This window comes from Mesorhizobium sp. M3A.F.Ca.ET.175.01.1.1 (genome assembly GCF_004791945.1).
Taxonomy (GTDB): Bacteria; Pseudomonadota; Alphaproteobacteria; order Rhizobiales; family Rhizobiaceae; genus Mesorhizobium.
In genome coordinates this window covers 63,114-86,131 of the sequence record NZ_SRTP01000003.1, presented here as the reverse complement: position 1 = coordinate 86,131, position 23,018 = coordinate 63,114, and the positions used below count along the sequence as shown (strand labels likewise).

The 23,018-nt window shown below is 59.1% G+C and carries 21 protein-coding genes and 1 pseudogene; 20 read left to right on the top strand and 2 right to left on the bottom strand.

Annotation, left to right across the window (positions count from 1 at the left end; genetic code table 11):
• Nucleotides 1-2: 2 nt before the first annotated feature.
• From EN818_RS08395 to EN818_RS08305, 19 genes are all read left to right on the top strand, one after another.
• Nucleotides 3-1,310, top strand: coding sequence for an LLM class flavin-dependent oxidoreductase (locus tag EN818_RS08395; RefSeq protein WP_135904250.1), 1,308 nt, complete (start codon nucleotides 3-5; stop codon nucleotides 1,308-1,310).
• A 296-nt stretch (nucleotides 1,311-1,606) separates the two neighbouring features.
• Nucleotides 1,607-2,110: an ABC transporter permease gene (locus EN818_RS08390; RefSeq protein ID WP_189523774.1), complete on the top strand. Its 504-nt coding sequence runs from the start codon at nucleotides 1,607-1,609 to the stop codon at nucleotides 2,108-2,110.
• 429 nt (nucleotides 2,111-2,539) lie between these two features.
• On the top strand, nucleotides 2,540-3,748 hold the full coding sequence (gene metC / locus EN818_RS08385; protein ID WP_135904247.1) for a cystathionine beta-lyase: 1,209 nt from the start codon (nucleotides 2,540-2,542) through the stop codon (nucleotides 3,746-3,748).
• Nucleotides 3,717-4,310: a cysteine dioxygenase family protein gene (locus EN818_RS08380; protein ID WP_135904245.1), complete on the top strand. Its 594-nt coding sequence runs from the start codon at nucleotides 3,717-3,719 to the stop codon at nucleotides 4,308-4,310. Before metC ends, EN818_RS08380 begins: the two co-directional genes overlap by 32 nt.
• A gap of 10 nt (nucleotides 4,311-4,320) precedes the next feature.
• Nucleotides 4,321-5,958, top strand: coding sequence for a rhodanese-like domain-containing protein (locus EN818_RS08375; protein WP_135904243.1), 1,638 nt, complete (start codon nucleotides 4,321-4,323; stop codon nucleotides 5,956-5,958).
• A gap of 91 nt (nucleotides 5,959-6,049) precedes the next feature.
• On the top strand, nucleotides 6,050-7,192 hold the full coding sequence (locus EN818_RS08370; protein WP_135904241.1) for an ABC transporter substrate-binding protein: 1,143 nt from the start codon (nucleotides 6,050-6,052) through the stop codon (nucleotides 7,190-7,192).
• 59 nt (nucleotides 7,193-7,251) lie between these two features.
• Complete coding sequence (locus EN818_RS08365; protein ID WP_210237317.1) at nucleotides 7,252-8,097, top strand: branched-chain amino acid ABC transporter permease; 846 nt, start codon at nucleotides 7,252-7,254, stop codon at nucleotides 8,095-8,097.
• On the top strand, nucleotides 8,094-9,089 hold the full coding sequence (locus EN818_RS08360; RefSeq protein WP_135904237.1) for a branched-chain amino acid ABC transporter permease: 996 nt from the start codon (nucleotides 8,094-8,096) through the stop codon (nucleotides 9,087-9,089). Before EN818_RS08365 ends, EN818_RS08360 begins: the two co-directional genes overlap by 4 nt.
• A complete protein-coding gene (locus tag EN818_RS08355) occupies nucleotides 9,086-9,895 on the top strand; it encodes an ABC transporter ATP-binding protein (protein ID WP_135904235.1) in 810 nt (269 codons plus the stop codon). Before EN818_RS08360 ends, EN818_RS08355 begins: the two co-directional genes overlap by 4 nt.
• Nucleotides 9,885-10,652, top strand: a complete 768-nt coding sequence (locus tag EN818_RS08350) for an ABC transporter ATP-binding protein (RefSeq protein ID WP_135904232.1) — start codon at nucleotides 9,885-9,887, stop codon at nucleotides 10,650-10,652. The genes EN818_RS08355 and EN818_RS08350 overlap by 11 nt, the downstream gene beginning before the upstream one ends.
• Entirely contained in the window at nucleotides 10,649-11,254 is a 606-nt protein-coding gene (locus EN818_RS08345) for an urea carboxylase-associated family protein (protein ID WP_210237122.1), read from the top strand. The genes EN818_RS08350 and EN818_RS08345 overlap by 4 nt, the downstream gene beginning before the upstream one ends.
• Nucleotides 11,255-11,291: 37 nt before the next feature.
• Nucleotides 11,292-12,104, top strand: coding sequence for an IclR family transcriptional regulator (locus EN818_RS08340; protein WP_135904230.1), 813 nt, complete (start codon nucleotides 11,292-11,294; stop codon nucleotides 12,102-12,104).
• Between the two features lie 18 nt (nucleotides 12,105-12,122).
• On the top strand, nucleotides 12,123-13,142 hold the full coding sequence (locus EN818_RS08335; RefSeq protein WP_135904228.1) for a M14 family metallopeptidase: 1,020 nt from the start codon (nucleotides 12,123-12,125) through the stop codon (nucleotides 13,140-13,142).
• Nucleotides 13,129-13,992 carry a nitrilase-related carbon-nitrogen hydrolase gene (locus tag EN818_RS08330; protein ID WP_135904227.1) on the top strand — a complete coding sequence of 288 codons (864 nt, stop codon included), beginning with the start codon at nucleotides 13,129-13,131 and terminating at the stop codon, nucleotides 13,990-13,992. Before EN818_RS08335 ends, EN818_RS08330 begins: the two co-directional genes overlap by 14 nt.
• A 14-nt stretch (nucleotides 13,993-14,006) precedes the next feature.
• A complete protein-coding gene (locus EN818_RS08325) occupies nucleotides 14,007-16,310 on the top strand; it encodes a molybdopterin-dependent oxidoreductase (protein WP_135904225.1) in 2,304 nt (767 codons plus the stop codon).
• A 25-nt stretch (nucleotides 16,311-16,335) separates the two neighbouring features.
• Nucleotides 16,336-17,193 (top strand): DUF3800 domain-containing protein, encoded by an 858-nt coding sequence (locus EN818_RS08320; RefSeq protein WP_135904223.1) that lies wholly within the window; start codon nucleotides 16,336-16,338, stop codon nucleotides 17,191-17,193.
• Nucleotides 17,194-18,211: 1,018 nt separating this feature from the next.
• Nucleotides 18,212-19,270 (top strand): ABC transporter substrate-binding protein, encoded by a 1,059-nt coding sequence (locus tag EN818_RS08315; RefSeq protein WP_245518806.1) that lies wholly within the window; start codon nucleotides 18,212-18,214, stop codon nucleotides 19,268-19,270.
• Between the two features lie 23 nt (nucleotides 19,271-19,293).
• The gene (locus tag EN818_RS08310) at nucleotides 19,294-20,100 is read left to right on the top strand and encodes an ABC transporter ATP-binding protein (RefSeq protein ID WP_245518805.1); all 807 of its coding nucleotides are present in this window, start codon (nucleotides 19,294-19,296) and stop codon (nucleotides 20,098-20,100) included.
• Nucleotides 20,097-20,867, top strand: a complete 771-nt coding sequence (locus EN818_RS08305) for an ABC transporter permease (RefSeq protein ID WP_135904219.1) — start codon at nucleotides 20,097-20,099, stop codon at nucleotides 20,865-20,867. Before EN818_RS08310 ends, EN818_RS08305 begins: the two co-directional genes overlap by 4 nt.
• 5 nt (nucleotides 20,868-20,872) lie before the next feature.
• On the opposite strand, the gene EN818_RS08300 is transcribed toward EN818_RS08305, so the two are convergent.
• Together EN818_RS08300 and EN818_RS08295 are read right to left on the bottom strand one after the other, a co-directional pair.
• The gene (locus tag EN818_RS08300; protein WP_135904217.1) at nucleotides 20,873-21,373 is read right to left on the bottom strand and encodes a hypothetical protein; all 501 of its coding nucleotides are present in this window, start codon (nucleotides 21,371-21,373) and stop codon (nucleotides 20,873-20,875) included.
• A gap of 372 nt (nucleotides 21,374-21,745) precedes the next feature.
• A pseudogene (locus tag EN818_RS08295) lies at nucleotides 21,746-22,261 on the bottom strand (transposase); the annotation flags it as partial.
• A gap of 410 nt (nucleotides 22,262-22,671) precedes the next feature.
• On the opposite strand from EN818_RS08295, the gene EN818_RS33555 reads away from it, so the two are divergent.
• The gene (locus tag EN818_RS33555; RefSeq protein WP_245518803.1) at nucleotides 22,672-22,947 is read left to right on the top strand and encodes a LysR substrate-binding domain-containing protein; all 276 of its coding nucleotides are present in this window, start codon (nucleotides 22,672-22,674) and stop codon (nucleotides 22,945-22,947) included.
• The last annotated feature ends 71 nt before the right edge of the window (nucleotides 22,948-23,018 follow it).

The following is a 23,018-nucleotide window of genomic DNA, read 5'->3' as shown; positions in this document are numbered from 1 at the left end:
CCATGGCGAAAGAGATGCATCTGATTGGCTATTGCTGCGCGACGCCAACTTGGCATCACAACGGGTCATGGCGGCACTTCGAAAGTGACGCTTTGGACGCCCTAGACCCTCGTCGATATGAAAACATCGCGCGCATACTCGAGCGTGGGAAATTCGACGGCATGTTTTTCGTCGACGTTCAGATGATCGAGGAAGTTTTTGGCGGCAATTTCCATGCGAATTTGCACCAGCCAGGGCAAACCTGGCTCCTCGATCCAATGCAACTGTTAGCTACCATCGCACGCGTCACGTCGCGGCTGGGCCTTGCTGCAACAATGTCAACGTCCTTGTACCCGCCCTTTCATATCGCAAAGGCGTTCGCGAGCCTTGACCATATCAGCGGCGGCAGGGCCGGATGGAATGTTGTGACCTCCGCGAACGACAACGAAGCAAAGAATTTCGGCTTCGAGAGGCTTCTTGAAAAGTCACTCCGATACGATCAAGGAGACGAGGTTCTCGAAGCAACTCATGCTCTCTGGAATAGTTGGGAGGCCGACGCCTTCATCCTCGATCGGGAAAATGCGATCTACGCCGATCCCTCGAAAGTTCATCATGTGAATTATCGCGGTAAGTACGTCAGCACGCGCGGACCCCTCACCACACCACGTTGCCCGCAAGGTTCGCCGGTGATCATGCAAGCCGGCGCCTCGGATCGAGGACGGGAATTTGCGGGTCGATGGGCAGAAGTCATTTTCGCCATACACTCCAGCAAGAAACACATGAAGGCGTTTTACGACGACGTTAAGAGCAGAGTGGTTAAGCATGGCCGGGACCCATCTCATTGCGCCATTCTCCCGTCCGTCGACGTTATCATCGGCGAAACCGAGACCATTGCCCGCGAAAAGGCAGACTATCTCAATTCGCTGGTCAGCCCAGAACTTGGCGTCGCTGGGATCTCGAACTCTATTGGCGTCGATCTGTCTAACTATCCTCTCGACAAACCGCTGGAGGACATGGAGATCACACAAGGCCCGCGAGGAATGCTCGACGTCATACTGCAGGGATCAGAGGGCAAGACACTTCGCGATGCTGGCCGAGCCTGGGGCGTTAGCCAAATGAACCCACAGCTTGTAGGAACACCAAAAACGGTTGCGGACCATATGCAGGACTTGTTCGAAAGCGAGGCTTGTGACGGTTTCATCGTATGTCCTTCGCTCACCCCCTCGTCCTACGTGCAATTCGTCGACGGGGTCGTTCCGGAACTTCAGCGCCGAGGAATCTTCCGAACGGACTACGTGGGTCGCACATTCCGTGATCATTTACGGAGTTGACCGAGGTAAAGCCCACTCGCGCCACCGCCCGCAAGCGACCCACTCACCTCGCGATAGTCGTTACGCGATGGGAAGAGGGGGCCTGCTTGTACTCCATCCCGTCGGCTTAAAGGCGCATAAATACCCGGCGGGCAAAGACTTGCATATGGCAGGCACCGAAAGCCTATTCGATAAAGAGCTGTCAGACCGCCGTAGTGGCTTAAGCGACCGAAGGTAGCTCCAAACTGACGTCTGTCACAGGTTTCGGCCCACTCGTGGTTCCGCCTTTTTCCGAGCTGCCAGTGCTCGGAGAAGGATTGTTCCAGCAGGATCCTCTGGTTTATCTGCTGATCTTTCTGACGGCGCTGATTACTTTCATTCTATACCGGACACACGCAGGTCTAGCCCTGCGCGCCACTGGCGAATATCCCCGGGCAGCCGACACGGCCGGCATTAACGTGTCGGTCATGCGATTTCTGGCACTGGCCATAAGCGGAGGCCTGGCAGCCCCCGGCGGGTGCCAACTCGTGCTGAGCCAAGTTTATGTAACCTCCGAAGGAATGTCTGCCGGCAATGGCTTCATCGCGTTGGCGGCAATTATTCTCGGTCGTTGGCATCCCTTTGGCGCTGTCGCAGCTGCCTTCCTTTTTGGCTTTTGCGATGCACTCCAGCTGCGTCTGCAATTCTCCAATCCAGAGATACCGTACCAGATATTCCTGATCCTACCCTACGCGGTTTCGCTTATGACAATGGTCTGGTTCCTAGGCAAATCGCGACAGCCTGCTGCAGCAGGTCGGACCTACGATCGCGAGAGCCGTTGATGCTCCGCGACGGGAGCAGCTCGGCGTTTGGTAGGTCGCTGAACTGCTCTAGCCATTGGTTTTTACGATTGCTGAACGGAGCGCTACGGCGAGTCGCCGAGCCTGATCGCCACACATTGTCCTGAATTGCTTTGGATCGCGGCTCCGGACTGAGCCCGACTAGAGGCAGCTCGTTAGAACCGCCAATCACAACAGGCAACGAGCGAGCGAGTTGACGGCGGGCGCTATTTGTTTATAATGCAATTAAGTTGCAAATAGTGCAACATGTAAAGCGAGGCGAAAAGCAATGTGGTCGTTCCTAAAGCTTGGATTGTGCAGCTGGGCTGACCTGTCTTGCGGAGTGGTTGTGTGTTCGATCGCGGCGCGCCCGGTCTCGGCTCAGCTGGTTGTGAATGCCTCTGTCGTTCGACTCGCGCGGAGCCTTGCGTAATGCCTATTCATTCCAAGCGGGATACAGTGTTGGTACATGCCGGCAGGCATCCCGAAGACTTCGGCGGCGCGGTCAACACGCCCGTCGTTCGCGCATCGACTATCCTCTATCCTGATCTCAAGACCTACGAGCGCTCCCGAGCCGACAAGTTCAGCGCCTTGCGTTATGGCCGGTATGGAACCCAGACAGCATTCGCCCTGGCGGAAGCGATGGCGCAGTGCGAACAAGGTGACGGGTCCGTTCTCTACCCGTCGGGCTTGGCAGCGATCGCATGTGTCCTGAAGTCATTGCTCGGTCCCGGCGACCATTTGCTCGTGACCGATGCAGTCTATGGGCCGGCGCGCAATTTTTGCGAGACCGAACTGCGACGCAATGGGGTCGATGTTACCTTCTTTCCTCCCACTACTGGCGCCGGGATCAGCGACCTGATCCGGCCCCAGACTCGCGTGGTCTATTGCGAGTCTCCCGGTAGCCTTTCATTCGAAGTTCAGGACATTCCCGCAATCGCGGCGGCCTGTGCCGCCTCCGACATCGCTGTTGTCGTGGACAACACCTGGGCAACGCCATTCTTCCACCAGCCGCTCAAACTCGGAGCGCACATATCGATCCATGCCGCCACAAAATATATCGTCGGCCATTCCGACGCCATGCTCGGAGTGGCGGTGGCGCGGGAACGGCACCTCCCCCGACTGCGAGCCTGGGCGGCCGAGCATGGAATTCTTGCCGGACCAGACGAATGTTGGCTCGGCCTGCGTGGTCTTCGTTCACTTGGCGCAAGGCTTCGGCAGCATCAGGAAAGTGCGAAGCAAGTTGCGGAGGCGGTGCAAGATCATCCAGCCGTGAAGCGTGTACTTTATCCAGCACTCCCAACGGATGACTCGCACACGATCTGGCTTCGGGACTTCGCCGGCGCCACCGGACTGTTCGGCATAGAGCTTATGCCTGCAGCTTCCGAGGCCGTGCGTGATTTGATTGATGGTCTCAAGCTATTCGGCATCGGCTCCAGCTGGGGCGGCTACGAAAGCCTAGTACTGCCATCAAACCCGATCCGCACAGTCAGCCACGCTCATTGGCGCGGGCCGCTTTTGCGACTCCACATTGGTCTGGAAGACCCCAATGATTTGCTCGAAGACCTGCAAAGCGGCCTCGACGCCCTGCACGCCGCGAATTTGCGCCATGAAAGGAAACAAGATGCCCGCAATCGCTGATGAAGTAGCCAACCTTGTCGCAAATGCAAAAGCACATGTTGAGCGGCACGGTGTAACCCGCGCGAGTCTGGCTGGCGTTTTGTCCATCGTCGAGGAAGCAGCCAGGCTTCCCAACCAATGGGACGCATCCCGATTTCCCGATCCGGAACCTGGAGAGCGCCAGGCACGCTACCTGATTGCCACCGACCCAGACGACAGTTTCACGCTGTACCTCAATGTCATGCGTCCAGGAAATCTGATCCCACCGCATAATCACACCACGTGGGCCTGCATCGCGGCCGTTCAAGGTGCCGAGCACAACACGCTTTACGAACGCACGGACGGCGGCACCGGCGCGGGGCCGGCCAGCCTGCGCGTCGTCAAGGAATTCGACGTCGAGCCGGGAAGTGGCGTTGCCCTTCTGGCCGACGATATCCATTCGGTGGAGATCCGCGGCGAGCAGCCGATCAGACATTTGCATTTTTACGGCAAGGCGCTTGAAACCTTAAGCGAGCGCCTGATGTTCGATCTCGCAGCGGGCGAGGCGAGGCCGATGAAAATGGCGGTCGCGACCAAACGATAGGCGAACCTTCGTGCCATCCCCTCAATCCATCAGTCCGTCCAAGGCGAAAGCCTGGCTTTGCGACAGGCAGGAGATCGCCCTGCTCGACGTGCGCGAACCCGGCGAGTTCGCGTCTGGGCATCCACTGTTTGCAACATCAATTCCCTTTAGCGTTCTCGAGGCGCGGTTGCCTGCACTTGCACCTTCGACATCCTGCCGCATCGTCTTCCTCGATGACGGAGCTTCCGGCCGGGCCACGCGCGCTGCGCAGATCGCGTGGGGCCTGGGCTATGGTAGCGTCTTCGTTCTCGAGGGCGGGACAGTTGGGTGGCAACAATCCGGCTTTACGCTGTTCGAGGGGGTTTATGTCCCCAGCAAGGCCTTCGGGGAGCTTGTCGAGACAGCCTTTTCAGTGCCGCATGTCAGCGCCGAGGAGCTGGATAGTTGGCGCAGGACCAACAAGGCGTTTGTTCTGCTCGACGGCAGGCCAATTGATGAGCACCGCAGGATGAACATCCCAGGCAGCATCTGTCTGCCGAATGGCGAGCTCGCCTACCGGGCAGACAGTGTCATTCCGGATCCAGAGATTCCCATTGTGATCCATTGTGCGGGGCGCACCCGATCCATCATCGGAGCGCAGATCCTTCGCGATCTCGGCTTTCACAACCCAATCTTCGCGCTGGAAAACGGGACGCAAGGATGGACCCTTGCCGGTTTCGAGCTCGAGCGCGGGTCCGACCGTGTTGCCGACACGACCCCGGCAGGCGAGATGCTCACGGAAATGCGTGTCAAGGCGCGTTATCTTGGCGAAGAGTGGGACGTGCCATTCATCGACGGTCCTATTGCCGCCGAGTGGCTGCGCGATGCCAGTCGTACAACCTATCTCTTGGACGTTCGCAGCGGGTCGGAATATCAACGTGGACATCTACCCGGTGCAGTGCATGCTCCCGGTGGCCAATTGCTGCAATCGACGGATCAATGGGTTGCCGTTCGCAGAAGCCGGATAGTCCTTGCCGACGACACCGGGCTTCGCGCCGTCGTCGTGGCGCGATATCTGCGGATGATGGGCCTCGATTGTTCTGTGCTGAATGCCTCGAGCGATGGCCCGAACGCGACTACCGCCCATCCACTGGTTGCGCCCGCTCCGCCGGAAATCCGGTTGGCGGCAGTACCGTTACCCAACGATGCGATCATTCTCGACACAAGGTCGAGCACGCCCTATCGATCCTCCCATATTCCCGGAGCGATCTGGGTCCTTCGGCATCAGCTTGAAGATCGGCTCAATGATCGTGAAAGAACTCGTCCCGTCGTCCTTTGCGGCAACGACCAGAGCGTTGTTGATCTTGTCGCAGCAGATTTGAAAGCCTTCGGTTTCGAAGATGTTTCGCACCTCCGTGACGATCCTGTCGGCTGGCGCGAAGCCGGGCTGGAAACGGTCAGCACACCCGACGAGCCGTCCGACGCCGAAGCCCTGGATTTCGTCTTTTTCACACATGATCGCCATAGCGGCAACCTTGAGGCCGCAAGACGCTATCTTTCGTGGGAAACCGGCTTGGTGGCACGGCTTGACGAGGACGAGCTTGCCGAATTGAACCCTCATCGGGCGCCCCGCACAGATTTGCTCGCCGGATCCCGCGCCGAGGCAAAACGACTTTCCAACGGGGAGTGAAAAGAGAAACCCTCAGCTTGAGGGCTGCCGAAGCATGCCAATAAAATGAAAATTAGTTGCAATATTTGCAACAAACCAGTAGGGGAAAGACATGACCATTAGATCATCCATCCAAATTGCCACCCTCGTCGCCGGCATTGCCCTTGCTACGCATGCGGCCGGCGCTGACCCGATCACAATCGGTCTCAGCAGCCCGCAAACCGGTGGCGCAGCCTATCTCGGCCAGCACCAACGCTGGGGAGCCGAGCTCGCCATCGAAGAGATCAACGCAGCCGGTGGCGCGAGCGGACAACAACTGCAGCTCTCGGTCCAGGACAATCAATGCAATCCGACGCAAGGAGCTGCCAGCGCCGAACAGCTTATCAGTGTAGGCAAGGTGTCAGCGATCGTAGGCGCGCTTTGCAGCTCGGCGACGCTGAGCATCATGCCTATCATCGAGAAGGCCAAAATCCCGCTCGTTGTCGAAACGTCGACCTCGCCGAAGATCACCGAGCAGGCTGGCGTCGGCGGCAACAAATGGACCTTTCGCATTAACCCATCCGACTCCGAGCTTGCGGTCGGGCTTGCGCGATATCTGATCGCGAACGGGAAGATCAAAAAGGTCGCCTTTGCCGGGGAAGACACCGATTATGGGCGTGGCGGCCATGCCGCTTTGAAGGCAGTGCTGGAAAAGAATGGCATCAACGTCGGCGATGGCGACTTCTTCGGTCGTGACACGCAGGATTTCTCGGCATTCCTCACCCGTATGGGATCGGAGAAGCCGGACGCGATCGCCCTTTACCTGAACGGCGCCGACGAATTGAATTTTCTCAGGCAGTACCGCGCTGCGGGTCTGACGATCCCGCTTACCGGGCGCGTCGAATTCTCAGAACTGCAGGAAGGCATCGTGGAGAGCGGCGCAATAAATGGTGCCACCAGCGTCTTTCCCTACGCCGATCAGATCACGGCCGGCGAGAACACCGCCTTCGTCGAGCGCTTCCGCAAGAAGTTCAGCGAAGTGCCAAATGCCCAAAGCTATGAAGGTTATACCGCGATCAAGCTGGTTGCGGATGCCATCGAGCGGGCCAAATCGTCAGATCCGGCAAAGATCCGGGATGCCCTGGAGAGCGCGTCCTTCAAGGCGACGTTGGGCGACGTGATCAAGTTTGATGATCATCATCAGGCCCACCCCTCCGCCGTGATCCTGCAGATCGAAGACGCCAAGGTGGTGGTCAAGGGCTTGTTCAACACCTAAGCGCAAAGGCTGGGGCGCCCCCAAAGAAAGAGTATGTCATGCTTGTTGCGACACTCGTCTTGAACGGCCTCGTCATGGGCGCGATTTACGCGCTCATCGGTGTCGGCCTTTCCCTGATCTTCGGCGTGCTGGAGATCGTCAACTTTGCCCATGGACAGATCTACACTTTGGGGGCGCTGGCTTTAGCGATCCTTGTCAGCCATTTCGGCCTGGGGTTTCTTCCTGCAGCCTTCGTGTCGGCGGTTGCCGTCGCCGCCTTCGGTTACGCCCTCTACTTGCTCTTCCTTCGGCATATCAAGAAAGGGGAGTTCGAGCGCGGCATCATCCTGACACTGGGCATCGGCATCGTCATCCAGAATGCGTTGATCTACTTCTACGGCGCGACGCCACAAATCGTCGACACCGAATTCAGCTTCAAGGACCTCAGCGCATTTGGCTTTCGTGTGGAGATGATCAAGGCAATTGCCGTTGCCTTTGCCCTTGTCTCAATAACCCTGCTCCATCTGGTGCTTACCCGCACGCGTTTCGGAATGGCGATCCGGGCGCTGTCGCAAAACCGAGAGGCGGCTCTGGTTGTCGGCATGCGGCCCACGATCGTCGTGGGCCATGCGGTGGTTATTGGGATGGCGCTGGCCGGCCTGGCTGGCGCGGTGCTCGCCCCGGTATTCACGGTCCACCCTCTGATGGGCGCGCCTGTCCTCTTCAAGGCCTTTGCAATTGTCATTATCGGCGGTCTTGGCCACCTGCCGGGAGCTGTCGTCGCTAGCCTCATTATCGGCGTGTCCGAGAGCCTCGCCGGCGGCCTCGGCTCAGCTTCCATGCAGGACGCCGCGGTATTTCTCGTCATGATCGCAATGCTGCAGTTCAGGCCAATGGGCCTGTTCGGCAAAGGAGTCCGGATATGAGCACGGCGACCGAGACCATGACCACATCGTGGCTCCCTCTCCGCCTGGTGGGAATCGTCGCCGGTATTGGAGTGCTGTTGACGCTGCCTTTGTGGTCGCCATCCGATTATGTGACCAATATTGCAACGCTGGCGATCTTCTTTGGCGTGGCCAGCACCGGTCTCAACGTTGTCTACGGCTACGCCGGACTGCTCTCATTCGCACAGGTCGGGTTCTGGGGCCTTGGCGCTTACACCTCGGCGCTGCTCGTCACAGATGCGGGCTTCTCACCTTGGTCGGCAATCCTTGTCGCCGGGGTCGTCTGCGTCGTAACCGCGCTTGCCGGCGGCGTCGCCGCGTTGCGCGTCTCACGCGACGCCTTCGTCGTGATCACGTTGAGCTTCAGCTTACTGCTCCAGCTGCTGGCGCGCAGCTGGACCTCACTGACTCGGGGCGCCATGGGCATTCCGGGTCTGATGCCTCCTCAAATGCGTCTGGGTGACGTGGTCCTCCTGGATGGCAACAGCGCGGGCGGCTTTTACTGGATCGCACTTTGCTGCGGCAGCCTCGTCGTGGCAGCAACTTGGTGGCTCTTGCGCTCGCGCATCGGGCGCGCGTTCGTGGCAGTAAATCTCGACGAGCACCTGGCGCGTTCGCAGGGAATTTCCGTATTTCTCCATCAACTCGCCGCCTTTGCCCTGTCGGCGCTTATCGGAGGGATGGCCGGCGCGCTCTACGTGTTCAAACTCGGGATCGTCGACCCGGGAATTTTCGACATCTACTACGCGCAGATGATGCTGATTATTGTGATCGTTGGGGGCGCCGGCCATTTCTGGTTCGTGCTTTTCATGAGCTTCGTCTTTACGGCGCTCCCCGAATTTCTGCGGCTTGCTCCTGAGCTACGCATGATCCTGTTCGGCCTCGTCCTCATCGTAACGATCCAGTTCATGCCACAGGGGCTTGGCGGCTACCTCAGTGAGCGCCGCAATCGGATGCTGAGGAGGACAGAATGATGCCGTCAGACAAACCGCTTCTTTCAGTCCAGAATCTTAGGAAGTCGTTTTCTGGCATCAAGGCCGTCAGCGACCTTTCCTTCACCGTCTCGCGCGGCGAGATCGTCGGGCTGATCGGGCCAAATGGGTCCGGCAAGAGCACCTCGATCGACTGCGTCACCGGCTTCACCAAATCGGATCGGGGCACCACCACGCTGGATGGCGTCGAACTGAGCCACGCACGGCCAGAACAGATCGCTCAGGCCGGCTTGGCTCGAACATTCCAGAACGTCCGCGTCTACGACCGTCTCACAGTGACCGAGAACGTGCTCATCGCGCGCCAAGCATATGATGGTGTTTCGTGGTGGAAGGTGCTCCTCGGTTCGCTGGCTTCCAGGGCAGCCGAGCGCCGAGCCGAAGACAGGGGCCGTGAGCTCATCCATCTTGTCGGCCTGGGCGCAATGTCGACCTTTCCTGCGGCGTTCTTGTCGTATGGACAAAAGAAGCTGCTCGCGCTTGCGATGGCACTGATGTCCGATCCAAAGATCGTCATCCTCGACGAGCCTTTGGCGGGCGTTAATCCAACCGTCATCCGCAGGGTAGCGGGTCTCATCGAGACGCTGAACCGCAACGGCCAGACCTTCATCATCGTCGAACACAACGTGCAATTCATCATGGACCACTGTTCCAGGGTCGTCGTCATGGAGCAGGGCCGCAAACTGGCCGAAGGCCAGCCTTCGCTCATTAAGGAGGATGAACGGGTGTTGCAGGCCTATTTAGGCAAGGCAGACGCAGTTGCAATGGAGCTTGCCTTCCATGGTCGATAACGTCGCGCTCGAGATAAACGACTGGTCGGTTGGCTATCTCGATCATCCCATCGTTCGCGAGTTCTCGGCGGTTTTTGCCGCAGGCTCTGTTACCAGCCTGATCGGCGGCAACGGCGCCGGCAAGTCGACATTGCTTAAATCGATCTTTGGTCTCAACAAGCACTTTGCCGGAAAGCTCATCTTCGAGGGCAAAGCCGTCGAAAATCTGTCGCCAGCCGCAAGGCTGAAAGCAGGGATCGGCATCGTACCACAGGGTCGGTGCAACTTTGCGCAAATGACCGTCTACGAGAACCTTGAAATGGGTGCATACCTTCAGCCCAGGGCAATGGCGACCGACGCAATCGAACGGGTCGCCGACCTTTTCCCCATGTTGCGCCAAAAATGGCGTCAGCTTGCTGGAAATCTGAGTGGTGGGGAGCAGCAGATCTTGGAAACCGCAATGGTCCTCGAAAACGGACCTCGCCTTCTGTTGCTCGACGAACCTTCCCTCGGGCTCTCGCCAAAAATGCAATCGGAAGTCTTCGAAACCGTCGATGCAATCCGCAAGCAGGGCGTGACCGTTGTCATGGCCGAGCAGAACGTCTTCGGTTCGCTGATGATCTCGGATCGGGCGATCGTTCTTGAGCTCGGGCGCAAGTTTGCCGACGGTCCGGCCAATGACATCATGCATGACCCGCGGATCAAGGCCGCCTTCCTGGGCGGCGAGCCGGTGGTCGACGACAGCGACAGCAACAAACCAGCCGGAGCAGTACTTTGAACAACACCGACATCACCATCATCCCTGCTCGCCGGGGTATCGCCTTCGAAGTGCCCCGCGGAAGCAAGCTCAGGATCATCAACACCTACGGATCGCAAGTTCTGGACACCTGGGCCTTCGCGGCTAACGACATGAAGGAGTACATGTCGATGGAGCACACGCGCTCGGCGACAAGCCGCATCATTCCGGGCGTGGGTGACACCTATGTCAGCAACCTCTTCACGCCCATGCTCACGGTGATCGAAGACACTTCGCCCGGGATCCATGACACGCTGATGTGTTGCTGCAGCAAGAAGACCTATGAACGCCTTAAACACGAAGGCTACCATGATAACTGCAACGACAATTTTCATGCAGCATTGGCTGCCGTCGGAAAACAGTCCTCGTTCACGCCTGGACCGCTGAACCTCTTCATGAATTTTCCGGTCTCTGCAGCCGGCTTGATCACACGCGAGCCGCCAGTATCGCGGCCGGGCGACTTCGTGCTTTTCGACGTCAAGACCGATCTTTTGATGGTCCTCTCCGCCTGCCCGCAAGATATTCAGACCGTTAACGGCATCGGCAAAATGCCGACCGATGCCGCGTATCAGATCCTAAACTGACGAGCGCTCGACAAAGCAATCAGAGGCGGCCACACGCATGAAGACACTCGACACGGCACTCAAGCTGCTGAAGCTTTTCGAGATGGAAGAACAAACGCTTTCCGTCACCGAGATTGCCGAGGCGACCGCTCTCCCGAAAAGCAAAGTCTCGCGGCTCCTTGCCGATTTTCGAGCGAACGGCTTTCTTGAACAGGACGAGCAGACGCGACGCTACCGAGTCGGCTTAGCCGCGTTCGAGCTGGGCTCAAACTATATAAAGTCCCAGCCTCTTGCGCACGCCGCATTGCCGGTTCTGAGGCAAATAGTCGACCGCACCGGACACTCGACGACGCTGAGCGTCATGCGAGGCGATCTCATTCTACACATCCTGGCGGTCGAAGGTCCCCACTACATCGACGGTCGTTGGCGGGTCGGCAACAGGCTACCTTTCCACGCAACGTCCGCTGGCAAGATCCTGCTCGCCGGACTGACGCCAGGCGGGTTCGAGGCATTCATCGCTGGCCGCAAGCTTGACCCGATCACACCCTCCACGGTTGTCGATCCCAAGGTCTTTCGGCAGCAAGTCGAGGAGATCAGAACTACGGGCGTGTCGCTCACCCGAGGCGAAAGCGCTCCCGGTCTCGTGGCGATCGCGGTGCCCGTTCTGGGACGCTTGAATGAGACTGTTGCAGCGCTTGGCCTCATTATTCCAGACCGCTTCTTTGTCGAGGCGCAGACGGAAGATTTAACCGGGCTGTTGCATGAAGAGGCAAGAACACTTTCCATAAAATGCGGTGCTCAGGACTATCCGTATGGATCGGCCAGCAGCTCGCTCCGGCCAACTCTGACAAGTGTGGCTCTCCAGAACTGACACGATTGGACGATTGAAATGAGCCAGCGCATAGCGATGTCGCAATCTCCAGTCATGCTTCCCTACGAGCGAGGGTCGATAGAGGCGGGCGAAACCGCCAGCGGCCAAGAGATCCGCATTCCCTATCTGATCAAGAAAGGGCGGACTGACGGACCTTGTCTTTGGGTCAACGCGGCCGTCCATGGCGATGAGATCAATGGGGTGTTTGCTGCCCAGCGCTTCTTCCAACGGCTTGATCCGGAGACGATGATCGGGTCGGTCATTGTCACGCCAGTAGCCAATGTCCTTGCGTTCGAGGAACGTCGCAAGACGACGCTTGTCGACGGCATCGACATGGATCAGAGCTTTCCCGGCCGGGCCGACGGCTTCGCCACGGAGCGGGCTGCGGCCGCGCTCTTTGGCCGATTTGCCAAAACGGCTGACGTCGTCATCAACATCCACACGCTTGGAACGCCGTTCAACGCGGCGCCTTATGCCGTCTATAAGATCCACCCTCAGGCCAGAGTGTCCGAAGCCGCCCTTCTGGCGCACATAGCCTGTTTCGAGCCTACGGTGGCCTGCCAAATGCCCGTCGCTGACGCCTCCGGCGAACTGCCTGGCAACATCGCCGGCGCACTGGACTACCAGGCGCTTTCCCTGGGGGCCATCGCGTTCATGGTGGAACTAGGTGGCGGTGGCCGCCTGGAGAACGATTTCGTTGAGCAGGGAGTGACTGGTCTCATTCGCCTCGCCTCCAAGATGGGCATCTTACCGCCCTCGCCCGATCTCCTTCCCTCGAAAGTCAGGCAAGTCACCAAACGCGCGCACCGACTGGCGCGAGCAGGCGGCCTGTTCGAGCCGGCAGCTGCACCTGGAACGATTGTAAACGCCGGGGCAAGCATCGGCCAGATTCGCAACCTCTTCGGCGACGTGATCGAAGTCATTACGGTCGAAGTGGACAGCTGGGTGATCGCGGTGAGGCGCGATCCGGTCGTGCATTCCGGCGACCGTGTTGCGTTCCTTGCGACGAAATGGAGCGACGTCAATGTCGAAGCCTGACACCGGCGAGGCGGCTCGGCCTTTGGTGGCCGTCATGCAATACGCGCCAGAGCATGGGGCCGTAGCGGCGAATGTCGAGATGTCCCTCCAAAAAATAGCAAATGCCGCAAGTCGCGGCGCATCGGTTGTTGTCCTGCCTGAATGCTGCACGACCGGACTCGTCTACCCCGGGCGTAGCGAGCTGTTTGGCGTTGCCGAGACGTTCGAGGGCTCTGCTGTCAATGCCTGGCGAAAGACAGCTACCGAGCTGAATATCCACCTGGTTGCGGGGATGGCCGAGAGAGAGGGAAGCAAACTCTTTAATTCGGCGATCACGGTGTCTCCTGACGGGTCCGCCGCCCGCTATCGCAAGGCCCATGTGTTCGGCGGCGAGCGCGCGCTCTTTGACCTTGGCGATCAGCTTGCCTGTGTAGACACGCCATGGGGGCGTATCGGGCTTACGGTGTGTTACGATCTTTGGTTTCCGGAACTCACCCGCGCGCTTGCGAAGAATGGCGCGACGCTTGTCGCTTCACCAGCCAACTGGTTCACCCCGCCACGCCAGACGTCCGACCGTTCGGGGGCAAGCCCGATGGCGATGCACCTAGCGATCGCTGCCGCTTGCAGCAATGAAATTACCGTGGCGTGCGCCGATCGCACCGGCCAAGAGGGTGGCGTACAGTTTCTTGGTCAGAGTTTTATCGTTGGCCCAAATGGCCGTCTGCTGGCAGGCCCTGCCTCGCCTGAGCAAGACGATTGCCTTATTGCCGAGTGGCAGGATCCCTCTGCGACCAGGGCCATGGTTCAAAGCCACATGGAAACACGGCGCGATGATCTTTATTCGCGCGGCGTCGCTACCTTGGGCCATTGAGGAGCATCAAGCCGATGGCACGTAAACTCAGCCATGCTCACTGGGGAGCATTCGAGGCCGACGTTGTCGAAGGCAGGATCGCCGGCGTTGCTCCCTTCGAACACGATCGCGATCCCTCCGCGCTGATCCGGTCGATTCCAAGCGCCGTCCATGCGGCCTCGCGCATAGGTCAGCCCATGATCCGTGAGGGTTATTTGCTCCGCGGCCCCCGCGACAAATCGCGTCGCCGCGGTGGAGAGCCATTCGTCCCGGTGACCTGGGACCACGCGCTCAATCTAATCGCCGAGCAACTGACGGATGTGAAGGAACAACACGGCAACCAGGCAATTTTTGGCGGGTCCTATGGCTGGTCGAGCGCCGGACGCATCAACCACGCGCGTACGCTCGTTCACCGTTTCCTTTACAAGTTTGGCGGCTGCGTCGATCAGGTGACCAATTACAGCTGGGGGGCTGCCGCAATCCTGCTTCCGCATATCGTTGGCGGCATCGAGGCGGTGGCAGGTCCCGTAACCGATTGGCCGAGCATCATCAAGAATACCGATCTGATGATACTGTTCGGAGGCGCCGCCGAGAAAAACATGCTCATTACAACCGGAGGCGCCGGCTGCCACGAAAGCCCGGGGTGGTTCCGACAGGCGCGTGACGCAGGCGTAGAGTTCCTCTCCATCAGCCCCCTGAAACGCGACTGTGGCGATTGCCTCGGCGCCGAATGGCTGCCGATCAGGCCAGGTGCAGACACTGCCTTGATGCTCGCAGTCGCCCATGAGCTGATCAAACTAGGCCGTGTCGACCTCGGATTCCTGCGAAAGTACACAGTCGGGTACGATCGCTTTCGTGACTACGTCACTGGAATTGCGGACGGCATTCCGAAATCGGCCGAATGGGCTTGCGGACTCACCGGAATTGCCGCCGACAAGATCGTTGATCTGGCCAACCGCATGTCGAGCGGCCGCACCATGCTATCCGCCACATGGTCGCTGCAGCGCGCAGACCATGGCGAGCAACCCTATTGGGCGCTGATCGCGCTGGCGGCGATGCTTGGTCAGATCGGACTTCCCGGAGGTGGATTCGGCTTCGGCTATGGATCGATCAATGGCATGGGCACGCCCCGGCGGCCCACAAGTTCGCCTGCGATGGAGGCGGGCAAGAATCCTCTGGGGCTTGCAATCCCAGTTGCCCGTATCGCCGACCTTTTGCTTCAGCCGGGTAGAACCATTCCATTCGACGGGAAGAGCGTAACCTTCCCCGACATCAAGCTCGTCTATTGGTGTGGAGGCAATCCTTTCCACCACCACCAAGACATCAATCGCCTTGTCGAGGCCTGGAACAAGCCAGATACAATCATCGTGCACGAAGTTTGGTGGACCGCCACGGCGCAACAGGCAGACATCGTTTTGCCTGCTACCACCACGTTCGAGCGCGAGGACGTTGGCGCGTCGCCTCGCGACCGGTTCATCGTGGCGATGCCGCAACTGATAGAGCCGGTCGGTCAGGCGCGAAACGACTATGATATCTTCAGTGACTTGGCAGGACGTCTGGGCTTCCGAGATCAATTCACGGAGGGACGAGACATCCGCGGCTGGATCGAGCATGCCTATGAACACTGCAGATCGAAGGCTCGTGCCCAAAATGTCGACTTGCCCACGTTCAACGCGTTCTGGCAGGACGGTTTCGCAGAGGTTCCACCGCCCGAAGAGGACTTTGTACTCTTTGCGGATTTTCGTGCGGATCCCGACGCCACCCCTCTTAGGACGCCATCGGGCCGCATCGAGATCTTCAGCGAGACAATCGCAGGTTTCAACTATGCGGACTGTCCGGGCCATCCGGTTTGGCTCCCCCCCAAGGAATGGCACTCTGCGGGCGCCGCCAGCCGCTATCCGCTCCACATGATTTCGAACCAGCCGTCGACCCGGCTCCATAGCCAGCTGGACGATGCCAAGCTCAGCAAGGAATCGAAGATCGATGGTCGTGAGCCTATTCTCATTAACTGTGCTGACGCAGCAGCCCGAGGTATACGGGCCGGAGACACGGTGCGCGTATTCAACGATCGGGGAGCCTGTCTTGCCGGCGCACAATTATCTGACGACGTAATTCCCGGCGTCGTGCAGCTCGCGTCCGGCGCTTGGTATCGCCCCGACATGTACGGCGTCCCAGGCTCTCTCGATCTCCATGGAAATCCCAACATGCTTACCCGCGATGAGGGTACCTCTCGCCTCGGGCAAGGTCCGTCCGCACAATCAGTTCTTGTCGAGGTCGAGAGGTTTTCGGCGACCAAACCTGGGGGAACGTTTCAATCCCCGGAAATAAAACTCGTATAAATCCACAGCTTTCGGCACTTTATGGATGCACGCAACGACGACATGGCTCGAAACGCACCGGAAGACGGCCGATCTTCATTTCGAAGCGCTGGGATGCTACGATTGTGCGATGAGCAACACCCTAGCCGCACTTGTTGGTGACCTGATGGTCCCTGGACGCATCCTGGCCTTTTGTGACGAAACCGATCTGACCAAGGAAGCGACCTCGACGATGGTTGCGGACATTCATTTCCATGCCGCCGTGGTGCTCCCCTCTGAGGACTATGGGCCACTTACCGCGCCGCTTGCTGCGGCGCTCCAGGAGTTCGGCGTCGCCGAGTTTCACGCCGTCGACATCGTCAACAACGGCAAAAAGTCGGTCTGGAAGGAGCGCAACAAAGCCGATCGACTCGCAGCACTGGGGACCATATGCGATGCGCTCTGCGCATCCAGCGGGCACGTCTACTATGTGCATGTCCCCAAAGCGCAATATGACTATTATGCTTCGTTGCTGCCCCTAAGTGGCGATCACAAGACCGGTGTGAGAACTCGCTTCCGCGAACTTATCGCTGAAATGCTCGATACCCCGACCCCCGCCATCGTCATCGCGGACAAGGATAAGAATAGCAAAGGGTTGGGCTTGGCCAAATTCGAGGGGAGTGACCATCTCCTGGGGGGCGGCATCTTCCTTGCACATTCGCATGAAATCCTTGGCCTTCAGCTTGCCGACGCCGCAGTCTATGTGATTGGACGATACCTGCGTCGCCGTGACGGTATGACGGCGGCAGCGGATGAAGACGCGATGGACGCTTTCGATCGGCTCATCGCAGAGACAGTTGGGCGCCTAGATGGGCGCCTGCATTCGCTGCTAAGCAATCCGGCGCTTCATTGTCAGGCCGCTTGAACCCTCACGGCACCTAAGTGCGCTCCTTCGTGCGCAAAAATCTGCGACGAAGGGAACCTGGTCGATTGAGTTAGTTGCCGGATATGTCCAACGTAGCAAAGGTCGGGCTGCTACTGCCGACCTGGCGCAGCATCGAGATTGAGTGCATCTGTGACTGGCATAAGGGCTGCCATCCAACAGTCATCAAAGGCGAAGGCGCTAGAATCTAAGAGCCGAAAAAGACTGGCAACCCTGCTCGCCGGGTCTGCGTCGGGATGGCATTGAACTGCTGCCTGCCCCAGGTCGGAATCGAAAGCTTACGCTGAGGGTGAGCGCATCGCCGTGACGCTAGGGGAAGCGTCTTCACCGCCTCATAGAGCAGTAGATCGCAAGCAAGAATTTGGCTCAGCGCACCTTCGCAGTGACCATCGTCCTCCCCCAGTTCAGTGCTACAACTGGATCTTGACGGTGACGATGACTTTTACTAAGTATCTGATATTCCACAGTAAAAATGGCTCTGAAAATGCGAAATCAGGATCCTGGCGCCCCAGCCAACAAATCCGTAACTGACTGTTCCAGCTCACTTTCTTCATCGGAAGGAAGCGCCGATGGCGCACCCGCGCGAGCTGCCGGTGGTGCTGAGCCGCGATGAGGTTGCCCGTCTCCTCTGCCGGCGCCCGAAACTCTTCACGAAAGCAGTCCGGCAGCTTCGGGCTCCAGAACGAATATTGCAGACATTCGACCTGCTGGAATCGAGGTCTTGATCTGACCCGATGCGGACCTTGCAGCTTATTCTGCGACGGTCCGCTTCGGGTCAGGAACTGCCGATCCGCATCAGGTCTGCAATCTCCACCAGCCTTGCATGCCGCAACGCATCTTCACCGCGCAAGTGCAGCGCGTATGGCGTGCATCTTGAGCCGAAGCGGCAAATCCGGGAACCGTTTGCAGTGATCGATCACAGTATGTAATCCTCCTTCGCTGGTTTTTCGCGATCTGCTATAATAACTTGGGTCGGTCAGAACGCTCGCCAGAGTGACCGATGAACAGCCTGCTGTGTGCGGGCCGGAGCGCACTGGGCAAAATCGGAGCCTATCCGAACATGCAGAACTCCCAACGTAGTCGCAGGTATTGGAAACTTCTCAGCATGCGGCTTCTCGCTATCAGCTGGCTTGCTGTCCTCGTAAGCCCGAGCGTCGCGGAGGATATCGTGATCCGCGTGGGGCATTTCCCGAATCTCACCCACATGCAAGCGCTGATCGCCCACAATCTCTCGCGCCAGGGAAAAGGCTGGTTCGAGCAGCGGCTGGGCGCGGACGTCAAAGTCGAATGGTACCTCTACAATGCGGGACCGAGCGCTATGGAAGCCATTTTCGCCAGTTCGCTCGACCTCACGTATGTCGGCCCGAACCCAGCGATCAACGCATATACGAGATCGGGCGGCGAAGAAATACGCATCATTGCCGGCGCAGCGAATGGCGGCTCGGCGCTGGTGGTGCAACCGGACTTGCCTCTGAACTCGGCAGCCGATTTCAAGGGCCGCACCATTGCCACACCTCAGCTTGGCAATACCCAGGATGTCGCGGCACGCGTTTGGCTCGGCAAAGGCGGGTTGAAAATAGGCTTGACCGGCGGCGATGCCAACGTAATCCCGACGGCTAATCCGGATCAACTCAGCTTATTCAAGGAAAAGCAGCTTGATGCTGTGTGGACGATCGAGCCTTGGGTCTCTCGACTCGAATCCGAAGCTCAGGGGCGGGTCGTTTTCGAGGAGCCGAAGGCGATTACGACCGTGCTCGTCTCCAGCGCGGCTTTCTTAAAGGATCAGGGGCCACTGGTAAGCAAGTTTGCCGCCGCACACCGGGAATTGACGGAATGGATCGTCAAAAATCCAGAGGAGGCCCAGCGGCTCGTGCGCGACGAATTGGCAGAGGAGACACGTGTCAAGATGGCACCCGAGCTCGTTGCGCGCGCCTGGAAGCGCATCACTGTAACGAGCGACATCGACCGAGATGCTCTTGAGCACTTTGTGCGCGATGCCCAATCCGTCGGATTTCTGCGCAGCGCCCCCGATCTCGGGCGGCTGGTCGAGCGCCCTTAATGGAGAGAGGTAACGAGGTCGTATTGAATCCTCCTGAGGATCAGGTCACTGTGCCCATTCCGGGCCAACTGGTCGTCGAGGGCATATCCAAGCGATTCAAAACGTCGCGCTCGGAAGTCCACGCGCTCGACCATGTATCGCTGCATGTCAAACCAGGCGAATTCATCTGTCTGGTGGGCCCTAGCGGTTGTGGGAAATCGACACTTCTCGACATCATCGCCGGTCTGACCAAACCAGATTCTGGCAGCGTCTTCGCTGACGGCCAGCCGGTGGTGGGGCCCGGACGGCATCGTTTGGTGATGTTCCAGGAATCGGCTCTGTTTCCGTGGCTGACAGTGTTTGGCAATGTGATGTTTGGCCTAAAGCTCAGGGCCGACCTGAATAACGCCGAGCGCCACGAGATCGCGAACAGCCATCTGACGCTGGTCGGGCTGCAAAAATTCTCCCGATCCAACGTGCACGAGCTTTCGGGTGGCATGAAACAGCGAGTTGCGCTAGCGCGGTCGCTGGCGCCTGATCCACGCATACTGCTCATGGACGAGCCTCTGGCTGCGCTAGACGCTATGACTCGCGAGCAGCTCTACAACGACATTCAGGATATTTGGCAATCCCGTAAGAAGACCATCGTATTGGTCACTCACAATGTACGCGAAGCAGTTTGCCTGGGCGATCGCGTGGTCCTATTATCGCCCCGCCCAGGGAGCATTCGAGAGACATTCACCATTGATCTGCCTCGACCGCGTGACATAAATAGCCCGGAGCTGGCAAGACATGCCGCGGAGATCACGGCTGCGCTCAAGAACTATCTAACGATGGATGTAGCTGATTGAGGCGAATCCTCTCGGTTGTCCTGTTCTTTGCCGCCCTGTTGCTCGCTTGGCATGTCTTGGTGTTGAGCGGGCGATGGTCGCCAATAATCTTGCCGTCTCCCTTGAGCGTTGGCGAATATCTGTGGGGAGCCCTACAGGATGGAACGCTGCTCGATTCGAGCTTAGTGACGCTTCGCCGGTTGCTTGTTGGCTACTTGGTCGGAGTTGCGATCGGGGTGCCGTTGGGCTTTCTGACCAGCACCTCGCAATTCTTTGAGGATACGATCGGCGCGTTAGCGCTCGGGCTTCAGACGCTGCCCAGCGTCTGTTGGGTGCCGCTGGCGCTCTTGTGGTTCGGGCAGACCGAGGGGGCCATGCTGTTCGTCGTTATCATGGGCACCGTCTGGTCGGTGATGATCGCCACCGACACAGGCACCCGCAACATCTCGCCCATTTACGCCCGCGCAGCACGCACGATGGGTTCCGAAGGAATGCACAAATGGACGCGGGTGATTCTGCCCGCTTCGCTCCCCTTCCTTATCAGCGGCATGAAGCAAGGCTGGGCTTTTGCGTGGCGGTCGCTGATGGCGGCCGAAATCTTCGTCACTATTCTGACTGGGTTCGGCCTAGGGCAACTTCTACACTATGGTCGCGAACTCAATGCTATGGAGCAGGTGATCGGAATCATGATTGTCATCGTGATTATCGGTCTGTTCGCTGACAAAGCCCTCTTTTCCCCATGGGAACGGTTTCTGCATCGACGCTGGGGCACCGGGCTAAGGGGCTGAATCTTCTAGCGCTGGAGGAGTACCGCAGGAGAGGGTGGAAAGTGGACATTAGCAGACGATAGGAAAGTTCCCGGCCGGCGGGGGCCAGCCGAAACTTCCTCTCCTCTATGGGAAACCAAGCTGACGCCACTCGGATAGGCCGGGTATTCCTTTATGGGAGCGGGAGGGTTTCGGCGTTCGCCGAATCCGACAATCAGAAGCACAGCGCCAAGCAGCAGCGAGAAGACAGCCCGGGTGTATGCGAGTAGCGGCTTCACCATTCCGATGTAGGAGCGGGGAATGGCCAGTAGGGCGAGCCCCTCGATGAAGGAAGCCCAGCCGATCACCGAGATGACGATTTGCAACGGCGTGTCCCACAGTGGATGGATTAGGATGACGAGGGTGCCGAACAGGATGGCGATAAAGGCGATCGCCAGGCTGAGTCCCGGTGAGGCTTCTAATTCATCGAACATGCGTCGCCAATCGTTCGGGCGAAGTAGGCCGCCGATGCCTGTGGCGATCGACATCAGGCCCGATCAAAACGGCAAGCAGGCCTGTTGTATAGGGCAGTCATCGCGGCTCTCCTTCTATAGGACGGAGGGTCCCTCCCACTGTGGACCCGAGCGGACGGCTTTCGTACGCCTAACGGCACCCGAAACCCTTTAGCATCTTGGTCATTCCGGGTACCATGGCCATTAACCAAAACCAGACATCGCCGGCGACGACGCTGGAGGTCGCGGTTGCGGCCCACCAAGACTTTTGTCCGCAATGGGTCGGATCGCGACCGTCGCTGGCAGGGCGTTAAATGCCGACTTCTGGCGCCACAGCGAAGCGCACATGTGTTTCCGTGGACCAGCGCCGACGCAGCGCGGTCGTGTGGCCAAACGGGCCATGCCGGGTCATGGGGCGGTCTCCCGGTTCGTCGTCCGTGCGCCCGGCGGTCCGCGCGGCTGCCTGCAGCGCTCGAACACGTCGATGACCATCATGCGTCCGCCGCAACACGGGCACGGCGGGCGGAAGTCGTCCGGCTCCGCCGGCGGATCGTTCGTGACGGGAGGCGCGGCCGCCAGCAGTTCGCGGGCGAGCGCGAGCCTCGTTTTGCGAGAGCCGCCCGCGAGCAGGCCGTAGTGGCGGATGCGATGGAAGCCGCGCGGCAGGACGTGGAGAAGGAACCGACGGATGAACTCGTCGGTGGCGAGCGTCATGACCTGCTGCCGGTCGCCGTCAGGGCGACGATAATCCTTGTAGCGGAAGGTAACCCCGTTCTCGTCGAAGCAGATCAGGCGGCGGTTCGAGATCGCGACCCGGTGCGTGTAGCGCGACAGGTAGGCGAGCACCGCTTCCGGGCCGGCGAAGGGCGCCTTGGCGTAGACCACCCAGCGCAGGAATGCCCGCCGTTCAGCGAGATGAGCAATTGGTCTTGACACGCTCGCCCGGCCGCTTCGGGATCAGGGCCGGCGCCACCTGTCGCCGGTCCGGAAGAAGCGCAACCACCATGCAGTCGTGACCAAGATCGCGGACCTGCCGGCACAACCCATAACCCGTCGGCCCGGCCTCGAAGCAGACGTGCAGTCGATCATACGCGGGAACGAACGCTGTGAGGTTGGGGAGCATCTTTATTATCTCTTTCCGGACATCGTCCAACCGGCGTGCAGCCCAGCCTATATGGCACGCCGCGGGCCGTTTCCGGACGCCCGAAGCCTCGGCCGTGCGGACTTGTTGGGATCGAAAGCATTGGACCTCTGACGCCATTGGCTGGCATGCAGTCACCTGGCACGACTGGTTCCGGCAGAGCGGCATCAATGTGCCCCAGTTTTCCCCCGTCATGGTCAGCAACAATTACCCGCTCCTTCTGGACGCAGCGGTAAAGGGCCAAGGCGTCGTTCTGGGTTGGAGTCACCTCATCAGATCACTGCTGGACGAAGGCGCGCTCTGCGTCCTGTTCGACGCTCCGCTGCGGATTGATCGCGGATACTATATGAAGGTGAACCGCGCCTCCCAGGACAAGCCGCATGTGCAGGAATTCATAGATTTCGTTCTCACGAATCTCTCGGAGCAGGAGGGGCAGTCCGCGGGAGCGATAAGCTCGCAGGGGCCGTGACTGCGCTCTAACCGCGTGGTTTGCGGAAAGCCCCTACGCATTCTGCCCGGAATTGCTCGAATGAGCTGCCG